This window comes from Paenibacillus sp. UNC499MF, assembly GCF_900107975.1.
Lineage (GTDB): Bacteria > Bacillota > Bacilli > Paenibacillales > NBRC-103111 > Paenibacillus_F.
Window position 1 is genome coordinate 375114 of record NZ_FNVF01000002.1, and the last position, 14063, is coordinate 389176.

General features: G+C 55.9%; 13 protein-coding genes. 11 read left to right on the forward strand and 2 right to left on the reverse strand.

Annotated features, from left to right (window positions below; all coding sequences use genetic code 11):
* Positions 1-9: 9 nt before the first annotated feature.
* From C4S74_RS06855 to C4S74_RS06895, 9 genes are all read left to right on the forward strand, one after another.
* Entirely contained in the window at positions 10-1146 is a 1137-nt protein-coding gene (locus tag C4S74_RS06855) for a DNA sulfur modification protein DndB (RefSeq protein ID WP_103994597.1), read from the forward strand.
* A complete protein-coding gene (locus C4S74_RS06860) occupies positions 1146-2318 on the forward strand; it encodes a DNA sulfur modification protein DndB (RefSeq protein WP_103994598.1) in 1173 nt (390 codons plus the stop codon). Before C4S74_RS06855 ends, C4S74_RS06860 begins: the two co-directional genes overlap by 1 nt.
* Positions 2319-2543: 225 nt before the next feature.
* Complete coding sequence (locus tag C4S74_RS06865; RefSeq protein WP_103994599.1) at positions 2544-5816, forward strand: glycosyltransferase family 39 protein; 3273 nt, start codon at positions 2544-2546, stop codon at positions 5814-5816.
* Positions 5817-5912: 96 nt separating this feature from the next.
* Positions 5913-6818, forward strand: coding sequence for a 5'-3' exonuclease H3TH domain-containing protein (locus tag C4S74_RS06870; protein WP_103994600.1), 906 nt, complete (start codon positions 5913-5915; stop codon positions 6816-6818).
* Positions 6819-7050: 232 nt separating this feature from the next.
* Positions 7051-7269, forward strand: coding sequence for a hypothetical protein (locus C4S74_RS06875; RefSeq protein ID WP_103994601.1), 219 nt, complete (start codon positions 7051-7053; stop codon positions 7267-7269).
* 25 nt (positions 7270-7294) lie between these two features.
* Positions 7295-8215 (forward strand): hypothetical protein, encoded by a 921-nt coding sequence (locus tag C4S74_RS06880; protein WP_103994602.1) that lies wholly within the window; start codon positions 7295-7297, stop codon positions 8213-8215.
* Complete coding sequence (locus C4S74_RS06885; protein WP_103994603.1) at positions 8215-9420, forward strand: glutathionylspermidine synthase family protein; 1206 nt, start codon at positions 8215-8217, stop codon at positions 9418-9420. Before C4S74_RS06880 ends, C4S74_RS06885 begins: the two co-directional genes overlap by 1 nt.
* A complete protein-coding gene (locus tag C4S74_RS06890) occupies positions 9417-10091 on the forward strand; it encodes a hypothetical protein (RefSeq protein WP_103994604.1) in 675 nt (224 codons plus the stop codon). Before C4S74_RS06885 ends, C4S74_RS06890 begins: the two co-directional genes overlap by 4 nt.
* Entirely contained in the window at positions 10088-10477 is a 390-nt protein-coding gene (locus C4S74_RS06895; RefSeq protein WP_103994605.1) for a DUF350 domain-containing protein, read from the forward strand. The genes C4S74_RS06890 and C4S74_RS06895 overlap by 4 nt, the downstream gene beginning before the upstream one ends.
* 149 nt (positions 10478-10626) lie before the next feature.
* Here the strand turns inward: C4S74_RS06895 and C4S74_RS06900 are convergent, their stop codons facing one another.
* Both C4S74_RS06900 and C4S74_RS06905 read right to left on the reverse strand, forming a co-directional pair.
* Entirely contained in the window at positions 10627-10890 is a 264-nt protein-coding gene (locus tag C4S74_RS06900; RefSeq protein ID WP_042229375.1) for a hypothetical protein, read from the reverse strand.
* 72 nt (positions 10891-10962) lie between these two features.
* Positions 10963-11256: a DUF3055 domain-containing protein gene (locus C4S74_RS06905; protein ID WP_103994606.1), complete on the reverse strand. Its 294-nt coding sequence runs from the start codon at positions 11254-11256 to the stop codon at positions 10963-10965.
* A 601-nt stretch (positions 11257-11857) separates the two neighbouring features.
* Between C4S74_RS06905 and C4S74_RS06910 the strand changes: the two genes are divergently transcribed.
* Positions 11858-12700: a protein phosphatase 2C domain-containing protein gene (locus tag C4S74_RS06910; RefSeq protein ID WP_103994607.1), complete on the forward strand. Its 843-nt coding sequence runs from the start codon at positions 11858-11860 to the stop codon at positions 12698-12700.
* Between the two features lie 195 nt (positions 12701-12895).
* Entirely contained in the window at positions 12896-13924 is a 1029-nt protein-coding gene (locus C4S74_RS06915; RefSeq protein WP_103994608.1) for an HRDC domain-containing protein, read from the forward strand.
* Positions 13925-14063 lie beyond the last annotated feature (139 nt).

Below are 14063 nucleotides of genomic sequence, written 5' to 3' on the forward strand. Positions count from 1 at the left end.
GAGTTAATTATGGATTCTATCTTTTCGCTGTCCGAGCTGCTGTCCCAACAGAAGCCTTCTTCCCTCGTGGAAATTCCGGGTGTGCTCGGCCAAACTTTTGGACAAGCGACGCTTTCGACAACTTTGCCTATTAGCAAGCTTTTTTCTATTTACGAGGTGGATCTGGAAGTTCAGCGTGCTATCATTCCGCGCAATCTTAGCAAGCTGATGGATTATGTTTCGCTTTATCTCGATAATCATCAGCCGATTTATTTCCCGGGTGTTATTTTCTCCGCAAGAGGGGCCGGCAGCTACGACTCCGAGCAGCACGTATTTCAGCTGCAGCCGATTGAGAAATTGTATGTCGTCGACGGGCAGCACAGGCTGGCGGCCTTCCAGCGTTTGATGGAAACGCTTCAAAGCCAGATGGCACGCGCCAAAGACCGCAGGGAATACGACCGGATGGAAGAAATCACGGAAAAATTGAGCCGCCTGTACGCATTCCCGGTCTCGACGATGATCTATCTCGACATCGACGCGCGTCAGGAACGCCAGCTGTTCTCGGACATCAACAAGCTTCCGCGCAAAATCGGCGGAAATCTGGCGGTTCTCCGGGATCAGCGCCGTTTCTATCACGTAACCGCCTCGCAGCTCGTAGAGAAAGCGCCGGTGATGCAGCACATTCCGGTCGATATGTTTTCCGAACGCGGAAAAGCGCCGGAATTTCTGTTCACGTATCATCTTCTGATCGAAATTCTGGTCGCCTTGTTCGAAGGACGCATGAAGTCCGGAGCCCGCAACAACGGCTATCACTATGAAGAAGATGAGGTGGCGGATCATTTGTCGCTCAGCTCCTTCTACTTCCAGCAGCTGCTTAAATATTTGCCGGAGCCGGTTAAGGGCGAGCCCGCCTGGTCGGAGAACATTCAAATCGCGCTTGCGCTCTTCTTCCACGAGGAAGCGACCAAAAGCGCGAAGTTCAACCGCTATGCGCTTGAATACGCGACGAAAATCCTGCCTCATATCGACTGGAACGCGATTTTCAGCGGAGACGAGAAGGACCGGCTTCCGCGCCGCTCGCGGATTATGAAGGCTTATCAATATATCCGCTCGTTCTATCAGGAGCAGCATCTGTTCCTGATCAGCGATAAGGAGGATGTCGGCTGATGGACGGATTATGCCTGCGAATGACGATTCACCCGTTCTGCGAACGCTTCGGTCTCGCGACTGTGGCCCTTAAGGTGCAGGACCTTCTCAACTACACGATGATCGATGCGATCGTGCAGCGCAAGCTGAGCAAGATGCAGCGCCGCAAAATCTCGAATTATCTCCAGGAGCGCGAGCTCGATCAGGTCTTCTTCGGCCCGGTGACGCTGTCGCTGCGCGATGTGAGCCAGCTTACCCGCACGAGCGAGGAGCTGTATCTGCGGCACGGTTCCAAGCTCAGCATTATCGACGGGCAGCACCGGATTCTGGCGCTGGGGTTTGTCAACGAACAGATGCAGAAGGAAGTGAAGCGCACCGAGCGCAAGCTGGCTTCCCTGCGAGTGCGCCACCGCAAAGAAACGGAAAATGGGGAGCTTGCCGACGAAATCGCTCAGGTAAGCGGTCTGCTGGAGCAGATGGAGGCCCGGCGGCTGGGGCTGATGGAAAGCGAGCTGGCGGTACAAATCTACATCGGGCTTAACGAGGTGGAGGAGCAGCAGCTTTTCGGGGATATCAACTCGAAGGTGCAGCTCGTGAGCAAGGAGCTCGGGCATTCGTTCGACTCCGTCGATCCGCTCAATCTCGTGATCCAGCAGGTGGTCGATCACAACATGCTGCTCAAAGAAGCCGGCGTGGAGAAGCGCAGCAATTTGACGGCCTTCAACCGGAATTTCACGTGTCTGTCGTGGATGTATTCGACGGCGGTCATGCTCTTTTCGGGCAAAATGCAGTCGTCCTACGAGCTGCAGCGCAAAATCCGCAAGGAAACGGCCACGTATGTGGAGATTTTGCACCAGTTCTATAACACGATTTTGCCGATGATGCCGGAGCAGCCGGGTCTTGTGCAGGTGACCTCCGCCAACCGGGTGATGCAGGAGAGCATTGCGCTGTATGCCAACCAGTTCTTGTTCCAGAACGGAGTGTACAACCCGGAATGGACGTCCTGCCTGCGCATTCTCGAAGGCTTCGACTGGTCGCACGACAACGAAGAGCTGGTTTACATTTTCGGCTCGCTCGATAACGGCAAATTAAATCTCATTCATGAAAAATCTCTGCGCAAGCACGGCAAACTCGTAAGCTTTTTCCTGGAAGGCATCGAGCCGGACGGGTTAAAATCGGCTGAGCTGGCTTAAGCGGACAAGTAACAACCGGATTGGAAGACGTCTGCCCGAACAGGGGCGATGTTCCGAGATCCGGTTTTTTTTGTGTGCTTGCGGACGGAGGCGGGATACGGGAGGTGCGATGTCGCCAGGGGGCATGTAGGCGCCGGAGGTAAATGTGTTTGCCAACCGAGGGACCGTTCCTCCATAATAGGAAGAAATACGCTGGATTTTACAAAGCTGTAAAGGAGTGAACGCATGCAAATCGGGGAAACGATGCCCAAGGAGGCGAATGTTCGGCACGCTTTGTTCGCTCTGGCGCTGGCGGCAGCCGTTCTCATCCGCTTTCTCGTGGCTCCGAATGTTTTTGGCTACGAAGCCGATGTGCGCACGTTTATGGCGTGGGCGGATCGGGCGTTTACGGTCGGGTTCGGAAATCTTTATACCGATCCGGGCTATTTTCTGGATTACCCGCCGGGGTACATGTACATCTTGTATCTTATCGGCGCTGCCCACCATTTGTTCGGGATCGAATGGGGGACGGGATTGTCTCTGGTCCTGCTGAAAACGCCTCCCATGCTGGCGGATCTGCTGGCTTCGGTTCTTCTGTACCGGCTGGCTCTGCGTCACGTGAACGTGCGGCAGGCCGCCTTGCTGGCTTCGCTGTATATGCTGAATCCGGCCGTATGGATCAATTCGGCGGCCTGGGGCCAGGTGGATTCTTTGTTTATGCTGTTCGTTCTTCTGTCCCTGCTGCGCGTGGAGGACAGAAAATTCCCGGCAGCGGCGGTTTACCTGGGTCTCGCGGTTCTGCTTAAGCCGCAGGGCCTGCTGTTCGGCCCGTTCTTCCTGCTGGCGCTGTTCTGGCGCTTCCGGCACAAAGGGTTCGGACGGGAACTTGCGGTCAGCGCAGCTGCAGGGGCCGCAGCCTTTCTGCTGCCGGCTCTGCCTTTTGCCTGGAAGATGGAGCCGCTCTGGCTGCCCAACCTGTATTTCGGCACGCTGGCTTCGTATCCGTACGCTTCGCTGAATGCCTTTAACCTTCTGGCGCTGCTGGGGGGCAATTTCGAGCCGGCCGACGGCCGCCTCTTCTCGCTGACGTACGGGGCCTGGGGCACGCTGCTGTTTGTGCTGTCGCTCCTGTTCGCCCTGGCGTTCTTAGCCAAAAACATGGGTAGGAAGGGCGCGGGGTTGTACGCCGGGTTCCTGTTCGCCGCAAGCGCGTTTATGCTGATGACCAAAATGCACGAACGGTACTTGTTCTACGGACTGCTTCTGCTGCTGGCCGCTTATTTGCGGACGAAGGACAGGAGGCTGCTGGTGCTGTTCGCCGGTTTTTCGGTGACGCATTTCGCGAATGTGGGATATGTGCTCTGGAAAAGCACGAAGGGAATGTTCCACATCCCCAAGCACGATCCCGTTCTCATTCTGGTGTCCCTGGTGAACGTGCTTCTGTTTGCGATGGCGTGGCAGGCTGCGCGCACATGGGCGCAAAAAGCCGCCGGTGTGGATGCCCGGCCTCAAGGCGGAACCGCCGCCGGGAAAGGTCTCTTCGCCGGCGTCATGAACCGGGGCTCCGTCGTGTGGGACCGGGACGGAGCCGTGGCGGCCAGACAGCCGCTTCTGACGAAGAAGGACGGCTGGCTGATGGGCGGCATCACCGCGGTTTACGCGGTGATCGCGCTGATCAACCTGGGGTCGTTCGACGCGCCCCAGACGTTCTGGAAGCCGGTCGGTCAGACGGATACCGTCGTCGCCGATCTCGGCGCGACGAAGCATCTGACGCGCATTCATGATTTTGCCGGCGCCGGAGAAGGCGAATTCCGCTACGAATTCTCCGTGGACGGGGTCACCTGGAACGAGCCGATCGATGTGAAATCGGATTATACCAAGGTATTTACGTGGAATGTCGTGAAAACGGAAAGGGATGCCCGGTATGTGAAGATCACACCGCTCGCCCCCGGATTCGCTCTGCATGAGGCGGCTTTCTTCGACGGAGCTTCCGACACGCCTCTGCCCGTGAGTGTACTGCCTGGAGAAGATACGCAAACTTCCGGGGACCACCGGAAGGTATTCGATGAGCAGGCGATCGTACCGGCAAGTCCAGGCTACAAAGACGGCACTTATTTCGACGAGATTTATCACGCCCGGACGGCTTACGAGCATCTGTACCGGATCGAGCCCTACGAGAGCACGCATCCCCCTCTGGGCAAAATTCTGATCTCGGCGGGTATCGCCCTGTTCGGAATGAACCCGTTCGGCTGGCGCATTGTCGGCACGCTGTTCGGCGTCGCGATGCTGCCGCTCATGTATGTGATGGCGAAGCGCTTGTTCGGCCGGACGGAGTATGCGGCGATGGCGGCGTTCCTGTTTGCCGTCGATTTTATGCACTTTGCCCAGACGCGGATTTCTACCATCGACGTGTACGGCGTATTTTTTATCATGCTGATGTTTGCCTTTATGTACCGGTATACGACGCTGAGCTTCTATGACGTACCGCTCCGCAAAACGCTGCTTCCGCTCGGGCTTGCGGGCGTCACGTTCGGCATCGGCGCCGCCTCCAAGTGGATTGTGATCTACGGAGGGGCGGGTCTTGCCGTGCTGCTCGCCTTATCGCTCTGGGAGCGGTTCGGCGAATACAGGCAGGCACGGCGCGGTCTTGCCGAGTGGAGCCGTGAGGCATCCACGGCGGAGGGACCGGACCGGGTACGGACCGGGGACAGACCGGCGGAAGCAGCTGGGGCGTCAGGCATATCCGCCGTTTCCGGTGAAGCCGGACAGCCGCGCATCCCGGGCGTATTCGAGCGTTTCCATACCGCGGAGAGCACCGAAGAGGACCGGGAACGGTGGCGGCATATCGTCCGTAAATTCCCGCGGAATACGGTGTACACCCTGCTCTTCTGCGTGGTCTTCTATGTACTTATTCCCGCCGCCATTTATGCGGCCTCCTATATTCCGTTTATGCTGGTGCCGGGTCCGGGCCACGGACTGGCCGATGTGGTCACGTACCAGCAGCATATGTACAGTTATCACAGCGGTCTGGTCGCGACCCATCCGTTCTCTTCAAGCTGGTGGGAATGGCCGCTGATGCTCAGACCGATCTGGTACTACAAAGGCGAGTTCGTTCCGCCGGGCAGTATGTCGAGCATCGTATCGTTCGGAAATCCGCTCGTCTGGTGGCCGGGGCTGCTCTGCGTGCTGCTTGCCCTGTGGGCCGCCGTTAAAACGAAAAACAAGCCGCTCCGCTTCCTGCTCATTGCGTACGCCTCGCAATATTTGCCGTGGATGCTTGTACCGAGGCTGACATTTATTTACCATTATTTCGCCATGGTTCCGTTTATGATTCTGATGATCATCTTTTTCCTCCGGCACCTTATCGAGACCAGGCCGAAGCTGAAACGGTGGATTTATGTGTATCTGGCCGGCGCAGCCGTGCTGTTTGCGGTCTTTTATCCGCTGCTTTCGGGTCTGGTCGTGGATGATTCGTACACCGGATGGCTCCGCTGGCTGCCGGGCTGGAGCTTTTTCTGAGGGCATGGAAACAATTGTTCACTCTATCAACCGTTTCTTGCAAAGGAAGGCTTGCCCCGTGTGGTATAATAGAAGGATAGAATCAGGGTTCGGCCCATGATGGGAGAGATATTTGTGACACAAACCAGACCTTCAGTCCTGCTGGTGGACGGGATGGCCCTGCTGTTCCGGGCCTACTACGCATCGGCTGTGACCGGATATATTAAACGGACGAGCGCGGGGGTGCCGACGAATGCCGTATACGGCTTCGTGCGGTATTTCTGGGACGCCGTCCAGACTTTTTCGCCGTCTCACGTCATCGTATGCTGGGATATGGGCTCCAAAACGTTCCGTTCCGAGCAGTTTACGGATTACAAGGCTAACCGGGCCGCAGCGCCCGAAGACCTGATTCCCCAGTTCGACCTCGTCAAAGAAGTAGTGGACTGCTTCGGGGTACCTAACGTGGGAATGAGCGGCTATGAAGCGGACGACTGCATCGGAACGCTGGCGCATGCGTACAAAGATTCCGCGGATGTGTTCATCCTGACCGGAGACCACGATCTGCTTCAGCTCGTGGACGACAGCGTAAGCGTCATTATTATGAAAAAAGGCCACGGCAACTATGCCGTGTACACGCCGGACTTGCTCCTGGAGGAGCGGAATCTGACCGCGGCCCAAATCATTGATTTGAAAGGGCTCATGGGCGACACCAGCGACAACTATCCGGGCGTAAAAGGCATCGGAGAGAAAACGGCGCTGAAGCTTATTCAGCAGTACGGCACCATCGAAGGGATTCTCGAAAATCTGACCGAGCTTCCGAAAGGAGTGCGGGCGAAGATCGAGGCGCAGCTCGATATGCTTCACATGTCCAGGGAGCTGGCGACGATCTTCCTCAAGGTCCCGGTCGCCTGCGCGCTGGAGGAGTGCTGCTGGGCCATCGATCACGAGCGGGTGCTCACGAAGTTCGAGGAGCTGGAGTTTAAGGGATTGGCCAAGCTGGTCGGCCAGCCGGCTTTTTTGTAGGGAAATGTCAGGCGATTCGTGCGGTTCAGGCCGGCGGATCGCTTTTTAGATTGTTCAATTACCCCCTTACTTCTTATTAAAATGTCACAAAAGGGTTCCCACCATTTCTTGTTTTTGGTATGTTAGGGAATGAGCTGTTTACAGCATTTCGGAAAAAAATGAAACAAAACCGCCGCTCAAACGTTAGAAATAGCATGATAATTTCCTAACGCATTTTGAAAGGATGAGAAAGATGGAAGCTAACGTATTGATTATCGAAAAATTGGAAAACGGCGAATTGAAGACGATTGATGAGCGTAATTGGAACGCCACGATGTTATCGTTGATGGAGCATGCCAATTTTCTGTTAGTCGGCGGCAAAGAGTACGAAATGATCGAAGGAAGGCTCGATGTAGAGAATCAGAGGCTGGAAGTGCTGGTACTGCCCATTAACAAGCAAGCGAGTGAGTAAGAAGTCAGAATTGGAGGGACTTGCAATGAACGACAATCTGAACAACAACGCAGGCGGGCTTAACGATAAGGAATCGGCTGCAGCCCTCGAAGCTGTGGCGGGCAAGAACAATGCGGAAGCGGTTGCAGTGGATAACGCCGGAGCGCCCGAAGCGGGCTCTCCCGAAGCGGTGCTGGCTGAACGTGCGGCTGCCGCGGACAAATCGGCGCAGGCGCGTGCCGCACGCAGGACGCGTACCCCGAAGCCGCTTCGTGTGCTGAACACGTCGCTAGGTGTCGTACTGGCGGCCAACCTGCTGCTGCTTCCGGCGGTTCACGCCGAGAGTAAAGCGGGAGATCCGCAAATCATCGAATGGTCCAACGAAGATGTCAAAACCTATTTCGATCCGAGCGCGGACTGGAATATCCCTCTCCCGGATCAGCTGGATAAACCGGGAGCGACCCCGACTCCGACGCCTTCCGCTGGCGTAGGCACGGGCGGCACAGGGGCGGGAGTAGGCGCAGCCGCTCCGATCGTGTACAACAACGGTCTCGACTGGACCGACCTGATGCTGTATCACCTGATCTTCAACAGCGGCGGTTCCTACTCGTCGAGCGGCTGGTCCAGCTCGCGTCCGTCTTACGATTACCGCACGAAGAAGCCTTACTCGGTGCCGACGTACGATTCGACGAAGTTTCAGAACAAACCGACGGCGAATTCGACGGTCAAGCCGAAAACTTCGAAAACAACGGGAGCTTTTAACAGCAAATCGACGATTAATTCGCGGAACAGCTCAAGCAAGAGCTCGACAAGCAGCGGTTCCACCGGCACGAAATCCGGAACTTCCAGTTCCTCGGGTTCCGTTTCATCCGGTTCATCCAGTAAATCCTCGTCCTCGTCGTCCGGCAGCATCGGCGGCAAATCCGGCGGATTCAGCTCGTCCGGCAGCTCCTCCAGCGGAAGCTGATGGACAGCCGGACATTCAGGGTAATCGGGCAGCCGCATGAGGACCGCAAGGCTTATGTGGCCGAGCTGGGCCGGATGGGTTTTACATGGGCGGATCTGGAGCAGGAGCAGTACTGGATCGACCAGCTCGTACTTATGGATCATAATGTTTACGAAGAGCTGAACCGGGCGTCGAGCCTCTTGTGGAACATTTTCGATAAAGGGGCCCGGTTTGTTATCGGCCGGCGTGATTTGTACGATATGCTGAGCATTCCGGAGGTGCTTTGGGACGGTTTGGACGGACTGGAACCGGGTCCGAAGGGACTCCTCAGCCGTTATGCGCGCTTTGATTTCAGCATATCTCAAGAAGGAGATATCAAGCTGCTGGAGCTGAATGCGGATACGCCGACCGGTTATGTGGAAGCTTCTGTTGTCACTCCGTGGATGTGCGGCCGGCACGGCGGTTACAGCCCCAATACGGCAATGCCGGATCTCGTCCGCCAAGCCTGGTCGGAAGAGATGCCGGAGGCTGCCGCATGCATAGATTACGGTAAACACTTGGAAGATTCGGGCACCATTGATATGCTGATCCGTCACAGCGGACTCCAGGTCCGGCCGGTGGATTGTCTGGAACTGTGGGTGGACGAAGGCATTCTCAAAGACGGGAAAAACCGGGAAATCGGGAGCATGTTCGCCCTTTACCCGAAAGAGTGGATGGGCGTGGACGACGGAGGAGAAGCTCTCGCGTACTCGATAGAGAACGGCCATTTGCGGCTGTTTAATCCTCTTCACGCGATTATTTTGCAATCCAAAGGGCTGCAGGCCGTGATCTGGGGCCTCCATGAAATGATGGCCCCTTTGTTTACGCCGGAAGAGCACCGGACTATCGAGCGTTATATGCTGCCGACTTACAACCAGCCGGTTTTGGAAAGCAGCTACGTATCCAAGTCGATGTTCGGCCGCGAAGGAGGTTCCGTACGGATGTACGGCGCTTCGGGCGAAATAGATATCCAGGACGAAGACGGCTTCGATACAAGCACGCTTTTTACGAACGTGTATCAGGCTCGTGCCGATTTGCCTCGGGTTTTACTGGCCAACGGAGAACACCGGCTTCTTACCGGGATGTTTGTCATTAACGGACAGCCATGCGGCCTGCTGGGCCGTGCGGGAGGTTTGATTACCGGCAATGCGAGTCATTTTGTGGCGATAGGAGTTGAACAGAAATGAGCAGACCTGCGATGAACAGCAGATACGGATCAGGCAAGAAGCGAAGCCGGGTCATGATCGGAATTTTCTCGGCGCTTGCCCTTCTCCTGATTTTCGGAATAATCGGCGCATGCTCCGATAAGAAAAACTCGGGCGGCACGGGCTCATCCGGCGGGACTACGACCGAATCCAGCGTGGTTCCGTGGGATTATAAAGTCGAGCAGGCCAAAGTAGGGGACCTTATCGGAGGCGATATGACGCTCCTGCCGAACAACGATATGCTTCCGAACGACGGCAATTTCGCTACGGGAGATCAGGTTTGGGTACTGAGCTTTATGACCGCCGAAATGAAAACCGGAGCCGACGGGAAGAACGACGTGAAGCTTTCGGGTTGGACACCGCTAAAAACGTTTAAGACCGAAAAAGAAGCAAAGACCGACATGAGCCAGCTCAAGACGGAAATTCAGACCGAGGTCGATCTCGTTGGCGTCTACAAGACGCAGTACGGCGATAAACACCGGGACTTTGCCGTCGTCTCCATGCCGTCGGGGCATAAGGTGAAACAGCCGATTTCCGATGAGCGGTATGCGGCGATTAAAGACAAGAAACGCGTGAAGATCGTCCTTGAAGAAGTGCACGATTTCTCGAATTATGATTTGGCCATGTCCAAGTTCAGGGGGTGGGCGGAATGATCGCCTTGAATATTTTAGTCAGTTTTATCGTGATTGTCGCTTTACAGATTATCGGCATGGTCATTTTTAACTGGATTACGCCGTTTAACGACATGGAGGAACTCCGCAAAGGCAATAAGGCGGTGGGCCTGGCCCTGGGCGGGAAGTTTTTCGGAACGGCCATTATTCTGGGCGTTGCGGCTTACACGAACTCCTCTATCCTTCATATGGCCATGTGGTTTGCGATCGGGTACGTCTGCCTGCTTTTGACCTACTTCGTTTTCGACTTGCTGACGCCGGGCATTAAACTGTCCGAGCAGCTAAAGGATGGCAACGTGGCGGTAGGTATTATGCTGTTCGCGATCTATGTCGGCGTTGCGTTCTCCATGAGCAGTTTGATTATTTAAGTGTGTAGGGTTGAAAAAAACAATCCCCGCTAACCGGAAGCCTTGGAGGCCCGGTGCGGGGATTTTTGTTTTGGAGCGGAACGCTTACGGCCAACCGGTAAGCCGGTATGACAAGCTTGACCGAACGGTGGCGTACGGGTTGCGGGCGTTTAAGGGCCGGGCGTCTCTTCCGACTGGTCGTCTCCGGGATAGTCCCGCTCGATCCCGTAATGAAGCTCGCGGTTTTCATAGCGAAACCGGTTCGTCGGACGCTGGTCGTCCCGCCACGGGGTGCTCTTACCGAGCGATTCGCTCAGGACGGACGAGCCGTAAGGACCCTCGGGGAACTCTTCGGGGATCGTGTCGTTCCGCTGGGACTCGACGGTAGACAGGTCGGCGCCCCGGCTTTCTTCTTTCAAAAATTCATCACCCATGGGAAACCTCCTGATCAAACGGCCGGTTAAGGCATGGTTTGTGGTCTTTTCCCATTTTCTCCCCCAGAGGCGTTAAATATCCGTAAAATTCACGCTTCCCACGATCTGGAAAAGGAAAGAGCGAAGCTCCTCGGCTTCTTCTTCCGAAATTTTGTACACGTGTTCGAGATAGCCTTCTTCATTCAAATCGTCGGGCCCGATGATAGCGGTTTTGCCGGATTGCAGATCGGTGATCATTTGTTTGCCGTAAAAGCGGTTGGTGTTCGTTACCGCCAGATCGAAGCGGTGCAGAGATGTTCCTACAAAGCTGACAAAGCGGGTAGAGGTATCTTCGGTATGGTCATATAAAAAATCGAATTCGGACATTACGTTCACTCCATTTACCGGTTATTACTCCCGATTATATAGGAAGCGGGGCGCGGCGTCCAAGAACGGTCACGTAAACGCCGAAAAAAGATGAATTCGTTTTTGACGTTGTCAAAAGGAATAATTTTGCCGGATTCGTGCGTTATAAGGTATGCTAAGGCAGGACGGCAGGGTTTTCGAAAAAAGCGGAACGGGGCCGACGAAACAGACATGAACCGGCCGGAGATCGGACAGCAAGTGCAATTTCTAGCCGTGTCTGAAAATTTTCGGCGTTATTTATAAATGGCAAGGTATTTAAAACGCAGGTACGTTATCTATAATTTCTCGGGAAAATGGGCGGATTTGGAGCCCAAGAGCAGGATGGAAAGAACGATGCGTACGCTTTTTTGTACAGGGCGGTCTTGTGCGGTTTTGAACATGACGGGCTGCCTCCTTTTTGTCTAGGGGAATGTAGCAATTACACGTTTTTGTTTATAAATCAATTGTACATCGGACTACTGTCCGGCGTAACGGACCCCGGTACGAGGCGGGACCCCGACAAAGGTCCAGGCTTTCGGGAGTGAGCCGATCTTAAAATTTGTCCGGAAAAGGGGAGAACAGGATGCCGACGCATTCATTCACAGTGGAAAGTATTATCCGGCAGGGACAGGGAGCGTGCAACGAGGATGCACTGCTGTTGACGCCGGAAGCAGGCGTTTTCGGCGTGATTGACGGCGTCTCTGGCCTGACGCCGTTTAGGGACGCGAAAGGCCGCACCGCAGGCCGTATCGCGTCGGAGCTTGTGGCGTCCTGCTTCGCGGGCGCCGGGGGAGCCGACCTCGAGCGTACGACGCTCGAGGCGAATGCGCGGCTGCGCGGGGAAATGGAGCGCCTTCAGGGGCGCTCCGAAGACGCCGGCAGCCGGTGGGGCGCCGTCCACGCCGTCGTGCGCGTGGACGAGGACCGCGTCGCCTGGGTGCAATCAGGCGACTGCATGGTTTACGCCGTCTACGAAGACGGCGTGGTGCGCGCGGTGACGCGGGACTCCGTGGAGTCCCACGACGAACGCGCACTGGCGCTCTGGCGCCGGGAATATCCCGGCGAATGGGAGCGCAGGGCCCGGCCGCCGGAAGTGACGGAGGCGCTGCGGGCGAACCGCAGACGCGCTAACCGGCCCGGCGGCTACAGCGTCATCAACGGCGATGACGCGCTGGCCCGGCACCTGGAGAGCGGGAAGTTAGCCCGCTCGGGGCTGACGCACCTGCTGCTCGTCACGGACGGGATTTATCCGTGGCGGGAAGAGCACCGGAGCAGCCCGGCGGAATGGGTACAGGCGGTAATCGCCAGAGGACTGGAAACTTACGTTAACGATCTGGAAGCGTTCGAACAGGAGGATCCGGAATGCCGCATCGTGCAGCGCTTCAAGCGCTCGGATGACAAGACCGGAATCCTACTTTCTTTTTAAAGAGAAAGGGAGACGGGCAGCCGTCCTATAATTTGAAAGGAAATTGTTGTAAAATATTTTGAAGTATGGTAGAATTTTACGTATAGCTCAGTACACAGAGGAAGCACCTCTCCGCCTGCGTTTCATTACGCATAAGGAGAGGTGCTTTTTGCGTTTCGGGGCCTTATTCAGCATCCAAACAGAGGAGGACCACGTATGAACGTCATTTATTTAACGACTTTGGAGAAACAAGTGGAAGAAGGGAAAGTGAAGCAGGCTCAATTTTATGCGGGGGAGAAGACGGGGATCTGGCAGGCCATGTGGAATGAAGTAAACGACAACGGCAAGCCGGTCCAGGATATCTGGTATGAAGGAATCTCTTGGGAAGAGCTTGTCGGCGCTATCAAAAGAGGGCTTCAGCTAAAGCTGGCGGAAGGATTTAAGCCGATGCTCCGGGGAATCGGGGAAGAGCAGGCGGGCTTGTCGGCCAAGGCGGAAATGACACAGCTTCTTCAATACTATGGTGAGCTACATGCCGATGAGGCCGTCTATGAAGAGCTGAGAGCGTGGAGACGCGAACAATCTTTTAAAGAAGGCCGCTCGCCGTTTATTTTGGCTTCCAACCGGATGCTGCAGATGATCGCGGCCTTCTGTCCGCAAACGTTGGAGGAATTGCTTCATATTCCGGGCTTCGGGCAGAACCGGGCATCCAAATACGGAGGTGATGTCCTGCGGATCACAAGAGACAAACAGCGGCATACGGATTTTCCGCTGGACTGGGTTGCGGCCGTCACGGATCGTGCACAGTTCGAAGCTTGGATGAACCGGCAGTTGGAACGGCGGGTGCAGAAAGAAGCCGCACGCCAGTCGGGCAAGCGCAGGCTTCTGGAAGCGATGGCGGACGGCGGCAGTCTGGCGCAGCTGCGGACAGAGCTCTCTTTTACATCCCGGGAGCTGGTTGCCTTACTGGAAGAGCTGGAGCGGGATGGTTACGATGTGCTCGCGGGAATCGAGAGCGAGCTGGCCAAAGTGCCGTCCGAGCAGTTGGCCGAAGCCGAGCGGCTGTTCGCGGAGATGGGGGACCGCTACCTGAAGCCGATCCTCCAAGGATTGTACGGGGAACAACTGCCTGACGCCCAGACGGCCGATGGCGTCTATGAGTGGCTGCGGCTGCTTAGATTCAAAACCCGCAAGCAGAAAGAGGAAGCGGCGAAGGAGCGGGACGGCGGGCAGAAAGCGGGCTAGCCGCAAAGCGGCAAACGGGCACCTTTGGCCTGTGGCAAGGACAGTCCGGTGTATGAGTAGATAGACAGCCGATAGCGGCCCGCGGTCCTCCGGTCCTCTCCCGAAATCTTAACCTTTTTGTAACCAGTCCGAAGGCTCC

What these genes read in the sequence shown, in the direction of transcription:
- C4S74_RS06855 (WP_103994597.1), top strand. Translation starts at nt 10, where the DNA reads ATGGATTCTATCTTTTCGCTGTCCGAGCTGCTGTCCCAACAGAAGCCT.
- C4S74_RS06860 (WP_103994598.1), top strand. Translation starts at nt 1,146, where the DNA reads ATGGACGGATTATGCCTGCGAATGACGATTCACCCGTTCTGCGAACGC.
- C4S74_RS06865 (WP_103994599.1), top strand. Translation starts at nt 2,544, where the DNA reads ATGCAAATCGGGGAAACGATGCCCAAGGAGGCGAATGTTCGGCACGCT.
- C4S74_RS06870 (WP_103994600.1), top strand. Translation starts at nt 5,913, where the DNA reads ATGATGGGAGAGATATTTGTGACACAAACCAGACCTTCAGTCCTGCTG.
- C4S74_RS06875 (WP_103994601.1), top strand. Translation starts at nt 7,051, where the DNA reads ATGGAAGCTAACGTATTGATTATCGAAAAATTGGAAAACGGCGAATTG.
- C4S74_RS06880 (WP_103994602.1), top strand. Translation starts at nt 7,295, where the DNA reads ATGAACGACAATCTGAACAACAACGCAGGCGGGCTTAACGATAAGGAA.
- C4S74_RS06885 (WP_103994603.1), top strand. Translation starts at nt 8,215, where the DNA reads ATGGACAGCCGGACATTCAGGGTAATCGGGCAGCCGCATGAGGACCGC.
- C4S74_RS06890 (WP_103994604.1), top strand. Translation starts at nt 9,417, where the DNA reads ATGAGCAGACCTGCGATGAACAGCAGATACGGATCAGGCAAGAAGCGA.
- C4S74_RS06895 (WP_103994605.1), top strand. Translation starts at nt 10,088, where the DNA reads ATGATCGCCTTGAATATTTTAGTCAGTTTTATCGTGATTGTCGCTTTA.
- C4S74_RS06900 (WP_042229375.1), bottom strand. Translation starts at nt 10,890, where the DNA reads ATGGGTGATGAATTTTTGAAAGAAGAAAGCCGGGGCGCCGACCTGTCT.
- C4S74_RS06905 (WP_103994606.1), bottom strand. Translation starts at nt 11,256, where the DNA reads ATGTCCGAATTCGATTTTTTATATGACCATACCGAAGATACCTCTACC.
- C4S74_RS06910 (WP_103994607.1), top strand. Translation starts at nt 11,858, where the DNA reads ATGCCGACGCATTCATTCACAGTGGAAAGTATTATCCGGCAGGGACAG.
- C4S74_RS06915 (WP_103994608.1), top strand. Translation starts at nt 12,896, where the DNA reads ATGAACGTCATTTATTTAACGACTTTGGAGAAACAAGTGGAAGAAGGG.